We start from the raw sequence: 18,036 nt of genomic DNA, 5'->3' as shown, positions 1-18,036 counted from the left end.
TTCACCCTCACCGACGAACTCGACGACACCACCTACACCTGGACCAAAGCCAACTACGTCCACCTCGACCCCCACACCCGACCCGCCCACGTCCTGACGGTGCGGCGGGACGGCGACGGGGGCGGCGTCCGGTCCGACGGCAGCATGCTCGGCGCGGACGGGACGGCCGTGCGTTCGTCGCGTCCCGTGTTCGGAGCCGGTACGGCGCGGGCCGGCGGGAGCTGAGCTCCCGCCGGCCCGTTCGTCCGGCCGCCGGTCCCGCTACGCGGCGGGTTCGACGGTGCGGCAGGCGGTGAACACCGAGCCGAGGCCCTCGCGGTCGATGATCTCGCGGAGCTTGGCCGGGTGTTCCAGGAGCGACAGGCAGCCGCCCTCGGCGGCGACCCGCCAGCGGATGCCGAGCAGGATCGGCAGCGGGTCGCAGCGCAGCCCGAGCCGCGCGCTCATCCGCACCATGAGGTGCCGCAGGTCGCCCTCGACGAGCGAGGTCAGCGTCTCCCCGAGGCGCGGGACGGTGAACTGGTCGAGCACGCCGGACAGGTGGACGACCGTGTGGTCGCCGTCCGGCGCGGCGGCCGTGGTGATGGTCAGCTCCGACGGCGCGGACGGCGCCGGGGTCAGGGCCGCGTCGGCCGGGTGCAGCGCGCGGATGGCGTCGAGGACGTCCGCGGTGTCGGCCGGTCCGGTGCGGCGGCCGGGCGGCGGCGCGGCCGTGGCCGACGCGACGTCGGGAAAGATGGGAACGAGCCGTCCCAGCCCGGTGGCGTCCAGTGCGCGCCGCACCGGCGCGGACGCGTCGGGGACGACGGCCCGCAGCTGGCAGCCGAGCAGCCGCGCCCGGGTGTCGGCCCGGGCCAGCAGGACCAGTCCGGCGGCGTCGAGGAGCACGGCGTCGCCGAAGTCGACGACGACGCCGGCGCCGCGCTCGCCCGTCCCGGATCCGGCGGCCGCGGACCGGGCCGCCAGGGACAGGGCGCGGCTCACGCCCTCCCGGATCCCGGCGTAGTTCTGCCAGCTGATCTGCGCGGGAAGGCTCAGCACGGTGAAGCCTCGCCGGGTCTCGATGCGCAGGCCCGGCACGATCGTGTCCTTCATGTCACATCCAGATCGGGGTTCGCGCGGCCGCGCGGGCCGGGACGGGCGGAGCGGTCGGGTCGGTGCGGGTGCGCGGCGGCAGCGGCGGCGCGGGCGGTGTCGCCGCCACGCCCGGCGGCCGCTTCCCGGGAGCTTCGGACACGGGCGATCCGTACCCCCGCTTCCCGTCCGGGTGCGGGAGGCGCGCGCCCCGCTCGACGCCCGCGAGCCGGGACGCCGCGAGGCGTTCGATGGTCCGTTCCTCGGGCCGCACCCCGATGTGGGTGCAGCAGCACCACAGGTCGTCCACGCAACGGCGCACGCGCTCCGCCGGAATTCCGGCGAATCGGGCGCGCAGCCGGGTCACGAGGTCGTCGCGCGTCGGTACGGCGTCATCGCGCGTCGGTACGACCGATGGCGACTTCTCCCAGCGCTCCACTGTCCCTCCGATCGCTTTGGACGAAACATTCTTTTCCGCCCGAACTGTCGTCAGCTGCCGCGCGGCATGTGCTGAGCTTGGAAATGACCTACCCCCGGCATGCGCCAGAAAAAGCCACGAACCTAAAAACCCGGACATGACACAACCGTCGCGCGGCAAGCATTCCGGGGCGTCCGCGCCAGTGTCACGGCCGTTCCGCACCGCCTTTTTGCCGCCTTTTTCCGATCGCCCGCCCCAGAACGGCCGCGCGCGACCCGGAACGCCGGGACCGCGCGGGCACCGCGTAGATCGGCCGCGCCGCGGATCTACCGGCCGGGGACGCGGCGGCCCGCCCGGCGCGCCGGGCGGCCCGGCACCGAAACACCGGGAACGGTCACGGTGCGTACGTAGATTTTTACGGATGGTTGCCGTCCGGGAACGTCGCCCGAGCGGCGCGCGGGCATTGCTGATCTAGGTATCTCCAACACAGCGGGGTGGGTCATGCACGTTCGGCCACAGATCAGCAGCGGCGGCGCGTCCGGGCGGAGCGACGCTCCCGAGCCGCCGGACCGGACGCGCCGGGACGAGCCGGCCCCCGCGTCGGGCCCGGCGTCGGAACCGGCCGGCGGTCCGGCCGCGGGAGCGGTGCCCGGGCCGGTCACCGGCCCCTCCACCGGCCCCGTTCCCGACACGTTCGACGAGGACGCGCCCCGCGTCCCGCACTGGTTCAAGACGGCGGTGTTCTACGAGGTGTCGGTGCGCGGGTTCGCCGACTCCAACAACGACGGGTACGGCGACCTGCGCGGCCTCATCTCCAAGCTGGACCACCTGCAGTGGCTCGGCATCGACTGCCTGTGGCTGCTGCCGATCTACCAGTCCCCGCTCAAGGACGGCGGCTACGACATCGCCGACTACACCGCGATCCTTCCCGACTTCGGCGAACTGGGCGACTTCGTCGAGCTGATCGAGCAGGCCCACGCGCGCGGGATCCGGGTGATCGCCGACCTCGTCATGAACCACACGTCCGACCAGCACCCCTGGTTCCAGGCGTCCCGCACCGACCCGGACGGGCCGTACGGCGACTTCTACGTGTGGAACGACGACGACGAGAAGTACCCGGACGCCCGCATCATCTTCGTCGACACCGAGCAGTCGAACTGGACCTACGACCCGGTGCGCGGCCAGTACTACTGGCACCGGTTCTTCTCCCACCAGCCCGACCTGAACTACGACAACCCCGCGGTTCAAGACGCCATGCTGGAGAACCTCCGGTTCTGGCTCGACCTCGGCATCGACGGCTTCCGCCTCGACGCCGTCCCGTACCTCTACGCCCGCGAGGGCACGAACTGCGAGAACCTGCCCGAGACGCACGCGTACCTCAAGCGCGTCCGCGCCGAGGTCGACCGGCTCTACCCCGACCGGGTCCTGCTCGCCGAGGCCAACCAGTGGCCCGCGGACGTCGTCGAGTACTTCGGCGACCCCGTCACCGGGGGCGACGAATGCCACATGGCGTTCCATTTTCCCGTCATGCCGCGCATCTTCATGGCCGTCCGGCGGGAACAGCGGTATCCGATTTCGGAGATCATGGCGCAGACGCCGAAAATTCCCGAGAACTGCCAGTGGGGCATTTTCCTGCGCAACCACGACGAGCTGACGCTCGAGATGGTCACCGACGAAGAGCGCGACTACATGTACGCCGAGTACGCCAAAGACCCGCGCATGAAGGCCAACATCGGCATCCGCCGCCGCCTGGCGCCGCTCCTCGACAACGACCGCAACCAGCTCGAACTGTTCACCGCCCTCCTGCTGTCCCTGCCCGGCTCGCCCGTCCTGTACTACGGCGACGAGATCGGCATGGGCGACAACATCTGGCTCGGCGACCGCGACGCCGTCCGGACGCCGATGCAGTGGACGTCCGACCGCAACGGCGGGTTCTCCCAGTGCGACCCGGCGCAGCTCTACCTGCCGGTGATCATGGACCCGATCTACGGCTACCAGGCCGTCAACGTCGAGGCGCAGGCCGACAACCCCGGCTCGCTGCTGCACTGGACGCGCAGGATGATCGAGATCCGGCAGCGGCACCCGGTGTTCGGCGTCGGCTCGTACGTCGAACTGTCGTCCTCGAACCCGTCCGTGCTCGCCTTCACCCGGGAGATCACCGAGGACGAGAGTCCCTGGGGCCGGATGGACACGATCCTGTGCGTCAGCAACCTGTCGCGCTTCCCGCAGCCGGTCGAGCTCGACATGCGGCGGTTCGAGGGCTACTCCCCCGTCGAATGCATGGGCGGCGTGCAGTTCCCCGCGATCGGCGAACTGCCCTACCTGCTGACGCTGCCCGGCCACGGCTTCTACTGGTTCCAGCTCAACCCGCCGGAGAACGCGGACGCGGAGCGTGTCCGGTGACCGTGCTGCCGCCCGACGCGGTCCTCGTCCGGAGCATCGCGCAGTGGCTGCCCCGGCAGCGGTGGTTCGGCGGCAAGGACGGCCGCCGCATCGACGGGCTGTCGATCGGCACCGCCACCGAGCTGCGGCCCGGCGACCCCGGCCTGCACCACCTCGTTCTCGACGTCACCCAGGACGGCGTCACCGACCGGTACCAGGTCCTGCTGGGCGTCCGCCGGGACCTGCCCGGACGGCTGCGGCACGCGGAGATCGACGTGGTCGCCGACGGGCGGGACGAGCCGAAGGCGCGGCTGTACGACGCCGCGTTCGACCCCGCCCTGACCCGGACGCTGCTGACCGACCTCGCGGACGGCGCGACGGTCGGGCCGCTGCGGTTCCACCGGGTGCCCGGCGCCCGCATCCGCACCGACCTGTCGAGCCTCCCCATCACCGGCGAGCAGAGCAACACCTCGCTGCTGTTCGGCGACGCCCACATCTGCAAGCTGTTCCGGCGGCTCAGCCGCGGCGTGAACCTGGACCTGGAGGTCAACCTCGCGCTGACCCGCGACGGCTGCGCGCGCGTCCCGGCCGTCCTCGGCTGGTTCGAGCTGGACCCCGGGCGCGACGGCGGCGCGGAGCCGGTCACGCTCGGGCTGCTGTCGGACTACCTGCACACCGGCGCGGACGGGTGGAGCCTCGCGATCGCGAGCGTCCGGGACTGGTACGCGCACACGCCCGCGCCCGGCGAGGACGAGTGGGCGGAACTGGACGCGAGCGCCGCCGGGGGCGACTTCGCCGCGGAGGCGCAGCGGCTCGGCGCGGCGACGGCCGAGGTGCACGGGGCGCTGGCGGACGCGTTCGGGGTGGAGACGGTTCCCGCCCGCGACGTGCGGGCGATGGCGGCGCGGATGAACGAGGAGCTGACCGCCACGTGCCGCACCGTCCCCGAGCTGGCCCCGCACGCGAAGGCGCTGACCGCCGCGTTCGTCGAGCTGGCCGCGCTGGCCGACCCGCTGTCCGTCCAGCGCGTGCACGGCGACTACCACCTGGGGCAGGTGCTGCGCACCGAGTCGGGCTGGACGCTGCTCGACTTCGAGGGCGAGCCGGCCCGCTCCCCGGACGAGCGCCGCGCGCTCGCGCACCCGCTGCGGGACGTCGCGGGGATGCTGCGCTCGTTCGAGTACGCGGCGCGGTTCCTCATCGCCAAGCCCGGGACCGTGCCGCCGGAGTCCGGCCCGCGGCTGGAGACGCGCGCGCAGGCGTGGGCGGCGCGCAACCGGGCCGCGTTCTGCCGCGGGTACGCGGCCGGCGGCGGCCCCGACCCGGCGGCGCACGCGGCGCTGCTGCGCGCCTTCGAGTTCGAGAAGGCGGTCTACGAGGTGCGCTACGAGGCGCGGCACCGTCCCGCGTGGCTGCCGGTTCCGCTCGGCTCGCTCGCCCATCTGACCGTTTGATCAAAGACACCGATCACGCCCGCTAATTCGCCGCCATGATCATGCAAAATCGGCCCGCTCGCCCAATTCGAGCCCGATCAACGGGTACCCGAACCGTCGCAGGCAAGATCAGCCGGTCATCGGGACCGGCGGCGAACGAAAACGGAGAACGCGAATGTCCATCGCACGCCACGCCGATCGGGGCACCGGCTGGAACCGATCTCGTTCCGGCCGTCCGCGCAATACCGGGTCGGCCATTCGAAAACAGGGCGGCCGGGCCGCTCTCACCATGACCGCCGCCGGGCTGGCGCTCGCGCTCCCGTTCGGCGGCGTCGCGCAGGCCGACCTGAACCAGTCCGTGCTGGAGAGCCTCAACCTGGACGCGGCGACCGCCGAGAAGGTCAAGGAGTACGACCGGTACCGGACGAAGCAGGAAAAGCAGGAGGACCAGGCGCGGACGGCGGTGCGGTTCGCCAAGAAGCAGATCGGCAAGCCGTACCGGTGGGGCGCCCACGGCCCGAGCGCCTACGACTGTTCCGGCCTGATGATGGCCGCCTGGCGAGAGGCGGGCGTCAAGATCCCGCGGGTCACCTACGCGCAGTACCGCAACATCGACCGCAAGGTGAAGCTGAAGAATCTCAAACCCGGCGACCTCGTATTCTTCCGAAATCGCGGGCACGTCGGGATGTACGTCGGGAATGACCGATATCTACATGCCCCGAACTCCGGCGCGCGGGTGCGGATCAACAAGCTCACCGACCGGCGGGAGAAACAGTTCGCCGGTGCGGTGAGACCCGGCGCACCGGAAAAGCGCGAATTCCCGCTGGAGATCAGGAAGCTCGTCGAGAAGATCGACCGGCTGAGCGAGAAGCCCGCCGAGGCGCCGCCTGATAAGACGCGGACCCCCGCCGATCCGCACTTCGCACAGCACGCGTCCCACCACCCCTCCAAGCCCCCGATCGGCTCGCCCGCCGGCGACGCGCAGCACGCGGAACCGCCCGCGCGGCCAGGAAAGCCGAACCACGCTCCGGCGAAGAAGCCGCCGTCCGAGCACCACTCCGGCAAGATGGCCGCGAAGCCCGCCGGGACGATCCACTGGCCGATGCGACCGGCCGGATTCGACTCCTGGAACGCCTTCGCGCACCCGGCCGAACCGATGACCGCACCGGGTCACCGTCCGCACTAGACGGCCCGCTCCGCCGCTCCGCGGCGGCCGCACGACAACGACGCGCTCCGTTCACGAGCGCGGGCCGACCACCCGCACGGCCCGCCCCACCGCGCCCGCACCAGGGCGACCGGAGCGACCTCTGATCCGCGACGGGGCCGACCACACGCACGGCTCGACCCCGTCGCCCCTCACCGTCCGAGCCGCCCCGCGACTCAAGGAACTTCACCGCCACGCGCCGGCCGACCCGAATGTCGCGACCGGTGTGGACGGCGTTCGTCCCCCTGCAGCCGAGAGGGATCTCTCCGAGCTCATGGCCCGTCGGCGATGAGCCGACCCTCCCGGGCGCCGTCGGTGTCGGCGGCGCAGGCGGCCGTCCACGAGCCCGTCGAAGCCCACCCGAACCAGCACCCCCCGATGAAGACATCCCCCGCCTTGCCTTGAGGCGGGTCCCAGGAACGCGCGCCCGTAATCGAGCCGTCCACGACGGCGACCGTGTGGTCGTCCGCGCCCTCACGCACGTCCGATCCCGCGCACGCCGGGTCCGGGCCGACCGCGAACCTGGCGGGCGCGGCGAGCCATGTTCGTGGCGCAAACGCGCTTGAACACACTTCGCAAGCTTTCGGTGCCAGTGACCTCGCAGTGCCTCATGGGGCGGCGCACACCGCCTGAAGGTGATCTCTTGGGACGGCCCCAGAAGTGCGGGACGCGCGAAACCCGCGCGGCGGTCGGCGAATCGGACATGCCGGATCCGCACGCGCCATGACCTTGCCATTCGCTTACCCCGCGCTGGGCATCGCCGGAGAGGGCGGGGGCATCAACGGAGCTCATGCGACTGACTACAGGGAGATGGGGAGGGACGCGAATGTGGGACTTCGCGGGCCGTGACACCGCTATCGACCTGGGCAGCGCGACCGTGCGGATGCACGTCGAGAAAAACGGCGTGGTCTGCCGGGAGCCGTCGCTGCTCGCCCGTTCGCGGCAGACGGGCCGGATCCTGGCGCTGGGGACCCCGGCGCGGGAGATGGCGGGCCGCAACCCCGACGTCACCCTCGTGCGCCCGATCCGGGAAGGGGCGCCGACGGAGACCGATGAGGCCGAATGGCTGATGCGCCGCCTCGTGCGGCACCACCACCGCAAGCACTACATGGCGCGGCCCCGCGTGGTCGCGACCGTGCCGAGCGGCATGACCCCGGTGCACTACCGGGCCCTGCAGTTCGCCGCCTACCAGGCGGGGGCGCGGCGGCTCACGCTGGTGCCCACCCCGATCGCCGCGGCCATCGGCATGGGCATGACCTCCGCCGGACGTCCGGAGGTCGCCGTCGTCGCCAACATCGGCGCGGACCTCACCGACGTGGGCGTCATCGCGTTCGGCGGCCTGGTCACCTCGCACACCGCCGCCGTCGGCGGCGCGGCGATGGACCGGGCGATCATCCGGCTCGTCCGCCGGGAGCAGGGGGTGACGCTGTCCGCGGCCGCCGCCGAGCAGGCCAAGCTCGAGGTCGGCGCGGTGCCGCCGCTGGGCCGCCGGCCCGCCCGGCAGACCGTGGTGACCGGCCGGGACGTCTCCAGCGGCCTGCCCCGCCAGGTCGTGCTGACCACCGCCGACGTGCAGCGCGCGATCGAGGCGCCGCTCGCCCGCATCATCGAGGCGATCCGGGCCGGGCTGACCGGCTGCGGGCCCGAGGTCTCCGGCGACCTGCTGAGCGTCGGCGTCACCCTGACCGGCGGCTGCGCCCGGCTGCCCGGCCTGGACCGGCTGATCCGGGAACGGGTCGGGCTCGGCGCGCGGCTCGGCGACGAGACCGGCGACGCCGCCGTGCTCGGCGCCGCCGAGGTGCTGCGCTCGGCCGGCAGCGAGGAGCCGTCCGCCCGGGACAGCGAGCCGCGCCCGCAGGTGCTCACGACCGTCCCCGACTACATGCCCGAATACCAGCCCGAGTACTGAACGCCGCGTCCTCCGCGGGGCGGGAACCTGACCGGCCTCCTGAGCCGGAGTCATCCGGACGCTGACCGGGTGGCCGTTTCCGCCCCGCGGAAGCGCGCGCGGCGCCACGATGGACGCATGCCCTTCGAGGAGATGCCCGGCCACGACCTCATCAACGTCGTCCGGGACCTGGACCCGGTGGCGGCGGTCCGCGACCAGGAGGCCGCCGAGCGGATGCGCGCCTACCCGAGGATCATCGCCGCAGGCCCGCCCGAGTTCGGGCTCGCCGAGCAGGCCGACGGCGTCTGGCGCATCCTGTCGCTCGACTGCATGGACCCCTACGAGGCCCGCGTCGACCTGGCGATCCGCCTGCGGGACGGCGCGGCGAAGGCCGAACCGGCGGCGGGCGCGGAGATGCGCGCCCTCGCCGACGCCTTCGACCCCGAGGACCTCGACGCCCCCGTCCGCACCGAGTGCGCGGTCGGCGGGCGCCGGTACCGGATCGTCCGGGTGCCGCCGTTCGCCCGGCTCGGCGCCGACGGCCCCGAGCCGGTCCGCGCCACCGACGTCGAGGGCGGCCCGATCGACGGGTTCCGGCTCGACCCCGCCGCCCCGGTCGGCCCGTCCGACGCCACGCTCCGCCTCGAACTGCTCGGCCTGGTGCCGGACGAGGGCAGCGTCCCGGACGACGAACGCCGCGAGGCGCTCGCGGCCGTCCGCGCCTACCCGGGCGTCGTGCTGCTGCCGCCGCTGTTCGCCGTGGTCGAGGACCGCGACGACCACTGGCGCCCCATCACCGGCGGCACCGGCCCGCAGGACGCCCGCCGCGCGCTCGCGCACTACTTCCGCCGCACCCTCCCCCGCTTCCCGCCGCCCGAGACGCCGCCGCCGAGCCCCGGCGAGCTCGCCGAGTACGCGCGCGCCGCCGACCGCGTCGACGACGGCCGCGGCGTCGAGTTCGTCGCGTGCGGGCGCCGGTTCCGCATCGCCCGCGTCGCCCGGATGATCCGCGTCGGCCCGGACGGCCCCGAACCCGCCCGCCCGTCCGACGAGACCCCCTTCGACTGACCGAGTCCGATCACGGACGAACCGTCGGATGCGTCCGCTACGCTGCCGTGCGGGCGAGGTCGTAGCGCAGAGGTCGTCGCGCCTTAGCTGCGAGCTGGAGGACGTCGGTTCGAATCCGACCGGCCTCGCCCACCCGTTCCTTTCGGGCGCGCGATTCGTCGGACTCGTCCGTTACGCTGCCGCCCGGTGGGGCCGTAGCGCAGAGGACGTCGCGCCGCACAGCAATGCGGAGGACGCCGGTTCGACTCCGGCCGGCTCCACCCCCGTCCGTTCCCCGGTGGTGAGGAGTCCCGTGTCGCCCGTTCCGCCGCGCGTCCAGGAGCCGTCGGGCGGAGCGGACGCCCCGCGCCCCGACGAGCTCGCCACGTGCCTCGCCGTGCTCGAGCGCGCCCGGTCCACCGACCCCGACGACCCGCGCTGGCGAGCCGTGCACGACGCCGCGTCCCTGCTGCACCGCGCGGGCAAGAAGGCCCGCAAGCGCACCCGCCGCACCGACCACCGCCGCACCGACCTCGACACCCTCGCGTCCACCGCCCGCCACCGCGACCAGAACCCCTCCCCGACCCCACCCGAACGCCCGACGGCCCCAGCCGCACCCCCGCCCGCCGCCGGCACCGCCTCGGCCGGCACTCCACGCGCGAACCCCACCCCTCCCCGAACCGGCCCCGCCCCGGACACGTCCACCGGCACCGCGAGCCCGGCCGCGCCCGGCGCGGCGGGTGTGCGGGGCGCGGTCGGTGGCGACCGGGCGGTCATGACCGGTGCGGAGGTCGCGTCGGGGGGTGGGGCATCCGGGCGGAGTGGGGTGCGGTTGCGGCGGGAGCGGCGGTGTTACGTGTGCAAGGCGGCCTTCCGGGAGGTTCATCCCGAGTACCACACGATGTGCCCCGGGTGCGCGGACGAGAACGCGGCGCGGCGGCACGCGCGGTGCGATCTGCGGGGGCGGCGGGCGCTGGTGACCGGGGGCCGCGTGAAGATCGGCTTCCATGTGGCGCTGAAGATGCTGCGGGACGGCGCCGAGGTGATGGTGACGACGCGGTTCCCGAGGGACGCGGCGCGGCGGTTCGCCGCCGTGGACGACAGCGGCGCGTGGCTCGACCGGCTGCACGTCCACGGGGTGGACCTGCTGGACATGCCGGGCGTCGCGGGGCTGCTGGAGGCGGTGCACGAGCGGTTCGACCACCTGGACGTCCTGGTCAACAACGCGGCGCAGACCATCCGGCGGCCGCCCGCGTACCACCGGGAGGTGCGGGCGGCGGAGGCGCTGCCGCTGGACGGCCCGGCCGCGCGGGTCGCGGTGGCCGAGGGCGTGCGGGCGGCGCCGGCGCTCGTGCCGGTGTTCCCGGACGAGGCGTCGTTCCCCGCCGGCCGGACGGACGAGACGGGCGAGCCGCTCGACCTGCGGGACCGCAACAGCTGGAGCCTGCGGCTGCACGAGGTGGACCCGGCGGAGTGGCTGGAGGTGCAGATGGTGAACGCGTTCGCGCCGTTCCTGCTGACCTCGCGGCTGCGGGGCCTGCTGGAGGCGTCGCCGTGGCCGGACCGGTACGTGGTGCAGGTGTCGGCGATGGAGGGCAGCTTCTCGCGGGCGAACAAGACCGTGCGGCACCCCCACACGAACATGGCCAAGGCGGCGCTGAACATGATGACCCGCACGTCGGCGGCCGACTACGCGGCGGCGGGCGTCCACATGACCAGCGTCGACACCGGCTGGGTCACCGACGAGCGGCCGCACCCGGACAAGGCCGCGCAGCGGGAGGCGGGGTTCCGGCCGCCGCTGGACGTGATCGACGGCGCGGCCCGCGTGTACGACCCGGTGGTGCGGGGCGTCCGCGGGGAGCGGCTGTCCGGGCTCTTCCTGAAGGACTACCGACCCGTGGAGTGGTGATGGAACCGACCCCAGTACGCTGCCCGGCGATCGAGCACCCGGACGTGCCGGCGGCCGATCCCGCCCGGCTCGATCCGCTGCTCGCGCGGCTGGCGGACGGCGCGCCGGTCGCGGGCGACGAGACGTTCCCGCTGGGCACGCTGCGCGAGGACGGCCGGGTCGACCTGTGCAAGCAGGGGCTCGGGGCGGCGGGCGTCGCGCGGGTCGTCCCGGCGGCGGCGCGGTCGCCGCACGCCGCGCACGTCCTCCTCGGGACGAACGCGATGGGCGACGAGGGCGCGCGGACGGTCGCGGGCGCGCTCGTCCCCGGGCACGGCCTGCGCACCCTGTACCTCGGCTGCAACCGCATCGGGCCGGACGGCGCCGCGGCCCTCGCCGGGGCCCTCGCGTCCGACGGGGAGGTGCGGAGCCTGTGGCTGAAGCGCAACCCGGTGGGCGACAAGGGGGTGCGGGCGATCGCGGGGATGCTGCGGCGGAACGCGGGCGTGCGGACGCTCGACCTGGTGAACACGGGCGTGGGCCTCGACGGGCTGCGGGCCCTCGCCGACGCGCTGGCGGCGCGGGACGTGCCGCTGGACCGGCTGTTCGTCGGCGGCAACGGGCTGGGGCCGGAGGCCGCGGACCTGCTGGCCGCGCTGGTCCGGGACGCCGGGGTGCGGGAGCTGTACGCGGCGGCGAACCACCTCGGCGACGGGGGCGCGGCGGCGATCGCGGGCGCGGTCGACGCGGGACGTCCGGTGCGGCTCGGCCTCGGCGGCAACGGGCTCGGGCCGGACGGGGCGCGGGCGCTCGCCGGGGTCCTGGACGGCGTCGAGGCGCTCGACCTGGGCCGCCCGCCGTCGCAGCGGGCGCTCGGCGCGCCGTCGAACGAGACCGGCGACGCGGGCGCGGCGGCGCTGGCCGGTGCGCTCCCGTCCAGCCCGCTGCGCCGCCTGGAACTGCGGCACACCGGGGTGACCGGGCGGGGCGCGAAGGCGCTGCTGGACCGCGTGGACGAGCGGACGCGGCTCGAGTACGTGGGGTTCGGGCCGGGCGTGCCGCGGAAGGTGAAGCGGGCGCTGGCCGGGCGGCTGCGGCCCGCGGCCCGCGTCCACGAGGACCTGCGCGCGATCGGGAGCGTCTACCGGTGAGAGCCGCGTGGCACGGCGAGCTGGCGGTGTGGCGGCGGATCCGCCGGTACGCCGTCACCCGCCGGATGATCGAGGAGGCGACGGAGCGGCGGCTGGCGGGCGACTGGCGGGGCGCGTGCGCGGCGGCGAACGTGGACGTCGGGTTCGACCTCGACCGGGTCGCGGACGAGCACGGCGTGACCGACGTCGACCGGCTCGCGGACGATCTGCGGCATTTCGTTCCCGACCTGCTGCACTGGCACCTGCCGCGCCAGGGCTGCGGGCGGACGACGATCCTCAACAAGAGCCTGGTCGCGCTGGGCCGCTACGGCGACGACGCCACCCTGTGCGTCGCCACGCCGCTGTACGTGAACGGGGCGCAGCGGCTCCGGCTGACGTTCGGCCGGGACGACGACCTCTACGGCGCGCCGATCGACTGGACCGAAGACCGGCACCTGTTCGACGACCGGTTCTGCGGCGACCTGCTGCGGCACGCGGGCGGCGGTCCCGGCCGGGCGCCGTTCCTGCACCCCGACGGGACGCCGCTGACGGCGGCCGAGCTGCCGTCGTCCGATCCCGGCCCGGAGGCGGACGCGACGGCGCGCGCCGAGTGGTCGCTGCTGCTGTTCGACCGCGGCGAGATCGAGGCGGCGTTCGACGCGGTGGGGCTCGACGCGGACCTCGGTTTCCCCGAGGGGTACGGCTACATGTGGCGCGACGGGCCGCGCGCGTCGGTCGCGCGGATGCCGGTGTCGCCGCCGCTGATGGCGCGCGCGGCCGCCCGGGCCGCCGAGCGCGGCGCGGACGCCGCGGTGTTCGAGGTCGGCTGGCACCGTGCGCTCGTCGTCGAGCGGAACGGCGGCGGCGATCGTCCGCTGGTGCGCGCGGGGAACGCCTACCGCAGCGAGGGCGTGCACTTCCCCGAGCACCACTGGCGGCGTCCGATGGACGTCGAGCTGGTGCGGCACGGGGCGGTCTCGCCGGACGAGCTGCACCCGCTCGTCCGGTCGGCGCTGTTCCCCGCGCGTCCGGCCGCGGACGGGCCCGCGGGGCCGCCCGGTCCGGCGCTTCCGGAGCCGGTGCGGGTGCGCTGCAAGGGCGAGTGGCACGAGGTCCGGTCGCGCGGCGGCGACCTGGACATCCCGCACTCGGAGGAGGAGCGGCGCCGCGAGGACGCGCTGCGCGCGTTCGGCGGCGCGGTGTCCGGCTGCTTCGCCGTCCGGCAGGCGTGGCGGACGGGCGAGGGGCGGCTCCCGCGCGCCCTGCGGGAGCAGCGGCGGGAGCTGTTCCTGCGGGTGCAGCACGGCGACACCGACGGCGTGCTGGCGCTGCTGGACGCGGGCGTCGACCCGCGCGTCCGGGACGGCGGCCGCAGGCGCACGCTGATGCACCAGCTGTACGTGATGGACCACGAGACGATGCTGCCGCTGCTGCTGAAGGCGGGGCTGGGGCTGGAGGACGTCGACCATCACGGGCGCACGCCGCTGCACGTCGCGGTCGGCGACATGGGCCCCGCGAGCCTGGTCCGGGCGCTGCGCGAGGCGGGCGCCCGCACCGACGTGACCGACGACAACGGCATGGACCTGGGCGATCTCATCGAGTGGCAGCAACGCGAGGATCTGGACTTCCTGGATGACTGACCTTCTCTCCGCGGCGGACGACCTGAACCGGCGGGCCGGCGCGTGGCGCACCGAACCGGCCCGCAGCACCCAGTTCGAGGCGCTCGCCCTCGCGGTGTCGGCGAACGTCCCCGTGCTGCTGTGGGGCGAGCCCGGCATCGGCAAGTCGGCCGGGCTGGAGCGGCTCGCGGGCGGGCTCGGCGTGCCGCTGGAAACGGTGATCGCGAGCGTGCACGAGCCGTCCGACTTCGCCGGGCTGCCGATCATCGGGGACGACCCGGCGGCGCACGGCGTGCCGATGGCGCCGCCCGACTGGGCCGTCCGGCTCGCGACCGCGGGGCGCGGCGTGGTGTTCTTCGACGAGCTGTCGTCGGCGCCGCCCGCCGTGCAGGCCGCGCTGCTGCGGGTGGTGCTGGAGCGCCGGGTCGGGAGCCTGGCGCTGCCGGAGCGGGTGCGGGTCGTCGCGGCGGCGAACCCGCCGGCGAGCGCGGCGGACGGCTGGCACCTGAGCCCGCCGCTGGCGAACCGGTTCGTGCACCTGCGGTGGACGCACGAGCCGGCGACCGTCGCGCGCGGCATGGCGGGCACGTGGCCGGAGCCGTCCATGCCCGCCGTCGATCCGGGGAAGGCGGCCGCGGCGGTCGCGCGGGCGCGGGGCGCGGTGTCCGGGTTCCTCACGGCCCGTCCCGGTCTGGCGCACCATCTGCCGGGGGACGCGGAGGCGCGCGGCGGGGCGTGGCCGTCGCCGCGCACGTGGGAGATGGCGCTGCGGCTGCTGGCGACGGGGTACGCGACGGGCGCGCGGGCGGACGCGGTCGCGGCGGCCGTCGTCGGCGCCGTCGGGGACGGCGCGGGCCTGGAGCTGCTCGCCTACCTGGACGAGCTCGACCTTCCCGACCCGAACCGGGTGCTCGCGGACCCGTCGGCGTTCGCGCTGCCCGAGCGCGGCGACCGGCAGCTCGCGTTCCTGACGGCCGTGGTGTCGGCGGTGCAGGACGACCCGACGCGGCGGCGCTGGGAGGCGGGCTGGGACGTCCTGGCGAAGGCGGTCGAGGCGGGCGTGCCGGACGTCGCCGCGCGGGCCGCCGCCGACCTGGCGGCGCTCCGCGAACCCGACTGGCCCGTGCCGAGCGGCATCGACGGGTTCGTCGACCTGCTGCGGCTCTCCGGCGCGCTGCCCGGCTGATGGGCGGACTCGACCGGACGAAGCTGCTCGCCGCCCGGTACCGCGCCGCGACCGACCGGCCGTACCTGGCGTCCGCGCTGTACTCGCTGACGGTCGTCCCGACCGAGAGCGTCCCCACGATGGCGGTGGACCGGCACTGGCGCTGCTACGCGTCGCCCGCGTTCGTCGACGCGACGCCCGTCCCGGAGCTGGCGGGCGTGTGGATCCACGAGGTGGCGCACCTGCTGCGCGACCACCACGGGCGCGCCGCCCGGCTCCCGGCCGCCGACCAGCGCGACCACGTGCGGGTCAACGTCGCGCAGGACTGCGAGATCAACGACGACCTGGTCGCGGACGGGCTGGCGCTCCCGGCCGGGCGGGTGCTGCCCGGCGACTTCGGGCTGCCCGAGGGCCGGCTGTTCGAGGAGTACCTGCCGGGCGTCCCGCCGGGCCCGGTGTGCGACTGCGGTTCCGGCGCGCACGGCCGTCCCGCGCCGTGGGAGCTGGACGGGACGGACGGGCCGGGCGTCGGGACCGTCGAGGCGGACGCGCTGCGCCGCGCGACGGCCGAGGCGATCCGGGCGCACCGGCGGGCGCGCGGGAGCGTGCCGGGCGGGTGGCGGCGGTGGGCCGACGAGGTCCTCGAACCGGTCGTGGACTGGCGGCGGGTGCTGGCGGGCGCGGTCAGGGAAGCGGTCGCGTGGGCGGGCGGCGCCGTCGACTACACCTACCGGCGGCCGTCCCGCCGCACCCCGGCGCTGCGCGGCGCGGTCCTGCCGAGCCTGCGCCGCCCCCTCCCCCGCGTCGCGATCGTGATCGACACGTCCGGGTCGATGGGCGAGGACGACCTGGCGGCGGCGTTCGCCGAGGTCACCGGGGTGCTGCGGGAGGTCGGCATCCGCGGGAACCGGGTGGCGGTGCTGGCGTGCGACGCGGACGTGCAGGCCGTGTCGCGGGTGACGTCGGCCGATCAGGTGGAGCTGGGCGGGGGCGGCGGCACCGACATGCGGGTCGGGATCGAGCGGGCCCTCGCCGGGCGCGACCGCCCGCAGGTGGTGATCGTCCTCACCGACGGCTACACTCCGTGGCCCGCCGAGGCGCCGTCGTGCCGGCTGATCGCCGCGCTCGTCGGCACCGACCCGCCCGCGCCGCCCGCCTGGATCGAGACCGTCCGGCTCGGCCCGTCACCAGGGAGTCCGACATGAGCGATGCACCCCACCGCGAGGGTCCCGGCGCGGCCCGGCTCGAGGAGGTCTCCGACGGGATCTTCGCGTACGTCCAGCCGGACGGCACCTGGTGGATCAACAACACCGGCTTCCTCGTCGGCTCGCGGGGCGTGACGAGCGTGGACGCCTGCTCGACCGAGCGGCGCACCCGCGCGTACCTGGACGCGATCGCGTCGGTGACGCCGCGTCCCGTCCGGACCCTCGTGAACACCCACCACCACGGCGACCACACCTTCGGCAACCACCTGTTCGCGGGCGCCACGGTCGTCGGGCACGAGCGGACCCGCGACGGCGTGCTGGCGTGGGGGAAGCCGTTCGACGAGCCGTTCTGGACGAAGGTCGACTGGGGCGACGTCGAACTGGAGCCGCCGTTCCTCACCTACACCGACGGCGTGACGCTGTGGGCGGACGACCTGCGCTGCGAGGTCCGGCACGTGGGGACCGCCGCGCACACCACGAACGACTCGATCGTGTGGATCCCCGAGCGCCGCGTGCTGTTCTGCGGCGACCTGCTGTTCAACGGCGGCACCCCGTTCGTCCTGCAGGGGTCGGTGGCGGGGCTGGCCGAGGTGCTGGAGAACGTCGTGGCGCCGCTGGACGCCGCGACGATCGTCCCCGGGCACGGCCCCGTGGCGGGCCCCGAACTGATCGGCGACGTCCTCGGCTACCTGCGGTTCCTGCAGGGCGTCGCCGCCGAGGCCAAGCCGGCCGGGCTGTCCCCGCTGGAGGCGGCCCGCGAGACCGACCTCGGCGCGTACGCGGAGCTGACCGATCCGGAACGGATCGTCGGCAACCTGTACCGGGCCTACGCCGAACTCGACGGCGTCGAGCCGGGCGGCGAGATCGACGCGGTGTCGGCCCTGACCGACATGGTCGCCTACAACGGCGGGCGGCCGCTGACCTGCTCGGCCTAGTGCCGGCTGCCGTACCGGTCTTGGACGGCGCCGCAGATCAGCAGCAGGGCCACGCACCCCAGGAATGTCCAGAACACGTAGATGGGGTACCCGGTTTCGGCGGCGTCCAGAGCCCGCGGCGGCGCTTGGCCGGATCGGGCCACCGGCTTGACGCCGCCGGTGCGGGCGCACCGGCGACGCCGGCCCGGGTTCAGAGCTGGCCGGTGGACTCGCGCCAGGCGCGCTCCTTCTGGATCCACTCGTTGTCCTGCGGGAACTCGTCGATCGTGCTGACGCGGCGGATCTCGGTCTTGAACCCGGGGCCGCCCATCGGCATCCGCTTGGCCCACTCGACGGCCTCCTCCTTCGAGGCCACGTTCAGGATGTAGAAGCCGCCGAACAGCTCCTTCGTCTCCCCGTACGGGCCGTCGGTGACGACGGGCGTGTCGGCGGAGTAGTCGACCACGACGCCCTCCTCGGCGTCGGCGAGGCCCTCCGCGGCGAGCAGCACGCCCGCCTTGATCAGCTCCTCGTTGTACCGGCCCACCGTCTCGAGCATCTCGGTGAAGTCGAAGTCCCCCATCTGCGCGTAGGCCTCGTCGGTCGCGCGCATGATCAGCATGTACTTCACGGTTCCGTCTCCCTCGCTTCGGCGGCCCCCTCCGGGCC

General features: G+C 74.6%; 15 protein-coding genes and 2 tRNA genes. 14 read left to right on the top strand and 3 right to left on the bottom strand.

Annotation, left to right across the window (positions count from 1 at the left end):
* On the top strand, nt 1–225 hold a 225-nt coding region (locus tag AB0L25_RS17775; RefSeq protein ID WP_500173291.1), incomplete at its 5' end, for a hypothetical protein.
* Between the two features lie 36 nt (nt 226–261).
* Here AB0L25_RS17775 and AB0L25_RS17770 read toward each other — a convergent pair.
* Both AB0L25_RS17770 and AB0L25_RS17765 read right to left on the bottom strand, forming a co-directional pair.
* A complete protein-coding gene (locus AB0L25_RS17770; RefSeq protein WP_500173289.1) occupies nt 262–1,095 on the bottom strand; it encodes an STAS domain-containing protein in 834 nt (277 codons plus the stop codon).
* A 1-nt stretch (nt 1,096) separates the two neighbouring features.
* On the bottom strand, nt 1,097–1,396 hold the full coding sequence (locus AB0L25_RS17765) for a hypothetical protein (RefSeq protein ID WP_500173287.1): 300 nt from the start codon (nt 1,394–1,396) through the stop codon (nt 1,097–1,099).
* Between the two features lie 597 nt (nt 1,397–1,993).
* On the opposite strand from AB0L25_RS17765, the gene treS reads away from it, so the two are divergent.
* The 13 genes from treS (at nt 1,994) to AB0L25_RS17700 (ending at nt 17,388) form a co-directional block, all read left to right on the top strand.
* Nucleotides 1,994–3,895: a maltose alpha-D-glucosyltransferase gene (gene treS / locus AB0L25_RS17760; protein WP_500173285.1), complete on the top strand. Its 1,902-nt coding sequence runs from the start codon at nt 1,994–1,996 to the stop codon at nt 3,893–3,895.
* Complete coding sequence (locus AB0L25_RS17755; protein WP_500173283.1) at nt 3,892–5,328, top strand: maltokinase N-terminal cap-like domain-containing protein; 1,437 nt, start codon at nt 3,892–3,894, stop codon at nt 5,326–5,328. Before treS ends, AB0L25_RS17755 begins: the two co-directional genes overlap by 4 nt.
* Before the next feature lie 268 nt (nt 5,329–5,596).
* Entirely contained in the window at nt 5,597–6,493 is an 897-nt protein-coding gene (locus AB0L25_RS17750; RefSeq protein ID WP_500173281.1) for a C40 family peptidase, read from the top strand.
* Between the two features lie 844 nt (nt 6,494–7,337).
* Nucleotides 7,338–8,420: a rod shape-determining protein gene (locus AB0L25_RS17745; protein WP_500173279.1), complete on the top strand. Its 1,083-nt coding sequence runs from the start codon at nt 7,338–7,340 to the stop codon at nt 8,418–8,420.
* Nucleotides 8,421–8,537: 117 nt separating this feature from the next.
* Nucleotides 8,538–9,467 (top strand): DUF5954 family protein, encoded by a 930-nt coding sequence (locus AB0L25_RS17740; RefSeq protein WP_500173277.1) that lies wholly within the window; start codon nt 8,538–8,540, stop codon nt 9,465–9,467.
* A 55-nt stretch (nt 9,468–9,522) separates the two neighbouring features.
* Nucleotides 9,523–9,595: transfer RNA gene (locus AB0L25_RS17735), tRNA-Arg, on the top strand.
* A gap of 60 nt (nt 9,596–9,655) precedes the next feature.
* Nucleotides 9,656–9,727, top strand: a tRNA-OTHER gene (locus AB0L25_RS17730).
* Between the two features lie 32 nt (nt 9,728–9,759).
* Nucleotides 9,760–11,355, top strand: coding sequence for an SDR family NAD(P)-dependent oxidoreductase (locus AB0L25_RS17725; protein WP_500173275.1), 1,596 nt, complete (start codon nt 9,760–9,762; stop codon nt 11,353–11,355).
* Nucleotides 11,355–12,485, top strand: a complete 1,131-nt coding sequence (locus AB0L25_RS17720) for a leucine-rich repeat domain-containing protein (RefSeq protein ID WP_500173273.1) — start codon at nt 11,355–11,357, stop codon at nt 12,483–12,485. Before AB0L25_RS17725 ends, AB0L25_RS17720 begins: the two co-directional genes overlap by 1 nt.
* A complete protein-coding gene (locus AB0L25_RS17715; RefSeq protein ID WP_500173271.1) occupies nt 12,482–14,104 on the top strand; it encodes an ankyrin repeat domain-containing protein in 1,623 nt (540 codons plus the stop codon). The genes AB0L25_RS17720 and AB0L25_RS17715 overlap by 4 nt, the downstream gene beginning before the upstream one ends.
* The gene (locus AB0L25_RS17710) at nt 14,097–15,269 is read left to right on the top strand and encodes an AAA family ATPase (RefSeq protein WP_500173269.1); all 1,173 of its coding nucleotides are present in this window, start codon (nt 14,097–14,099) and stop codon (nt 15,267–15,269) included. Before AB0L25_RS17715 ends, AB0L25_RS17710 begins: the two co-directional genes overlap by 8 nt.
* Nucleotides 15,269–16,453, top strand: coding sequence for a vWA domain-containing protein (locus AB0L25_RS17705; RefSeq protein WP_500173267.1), 1,185 nt, complete (start codon nt 15,269–15,271; stop codon nt 16,451–16,453). Before AB0L25_RS17710 ends, AB0L25_RS17705 begins: the two co-directional genes overlap by 1 nt.
* Entirely contained in the window at nt 16,450–17,388 is a 939-nt protein-coding gene (locus AB0L25_RS17700; protein WP_500173265.1) for an MBL fold metallo-hydrolase, read from the top strand. The genes AB0L25_RS17705 and AB0L25_RS17700 overlap by 4 nt, the downstream gene beginning before the upstream one ends.
* 190 nt (nt 17,389–17,578) lie before the next feature.
* Here the strand turns inward: AB0L25_RS17700 and AB0L25_RS17695 are convergent, their stop codons facing one another.
* Nucleotides 17,579–17,998: a YciI family protein gene (locus AB0L25_RS17695; protein ID WP_500173263.1), complete on the bottom strand. Its 420-nt coding sequence runs from the start codon at nt 17,996–17,998 to the stop codon at nt 17,579–17,581.
* Nucleotides 17,999–18,036: the final 38 nt, after the last annotated feature.

Origin of the sequence: Spirillospora sp. NPDC052242 (assembly GCF_040679555.1) — a bacterium.
Taxonomy (GTDB): Bacteria; Actinomycetota; Actinomycetes; order Streptosporangiales; family Streptosporangiaceae; genus Spirillospora.
Note: the sequence above shows the minus strand (reverse complement) of the source record. Positions and strands in the feature narration are given on the sequence as shown.

Coding starts and splice junctions, on each gene's coding strand:
- AB0L25_RS17745 (WP_500173279.1), top strand. CDS start 7,338: ATGTGGGACTTCGCGGGCCGTGACACCGCTATCGACCTGGGCAGCGCG.
- AB0L25_RS17770 (WP_500173289.1), bottom strand. CDS start 1,095: ATGAAGGACACGATCGTGCCGGGCCTGCGCATCGAGACCCGGCGAGGC.
- AB0L25_RS17740 (WP_500173277.1), top strand. CDS start 8,538: ATGCCCTTCGAGGAGATGCCCGGCCACGACCTCATCAACGTCGTCCGG.
- AB0L25_RS17705 (WP_500173267.1), top strand. CDS start 15,269: ATGGGCGGACTCGACCGGACGAAGCTGCTCGCCGCCCGGTACCGCGCC.
- AB0L25_RS17720 (WP_500173273.1), top strand. CDS start 11,355: ATGGAACCGACCCCAGTACGCTGCCCGGCGATCGAGCACCCGGACGTG.
- AB0L25_RS17750 (WP_500173281.1), top strand. CDS start 5,597: ATGACCGCCGCCGGGCTGGCGCTCGCGCTCCCGTTCGGCGGCGTCGCG.
- treS (WP_500173285.1), top strand. CDS start 1,994: ATGCACGTTCGGCCACAGATCAGCAGCGGCGGCGCGTCCGGGCGGAGC.
- AB0L25_RS17710 (WP_500173269.1), top strand. CDS start 14,097: ATGACTGACCTTCTCTCCGCGGCGGACGACCTGAACCGGCGGGCCGGC.
- AB0L25_RS17700 (WP_500173265.1), top strand. CDS start 16,450: ATGAGCGATGCACCCCACCGCGAGGGTCCCGGCGCGGCCCGGCTCGAG.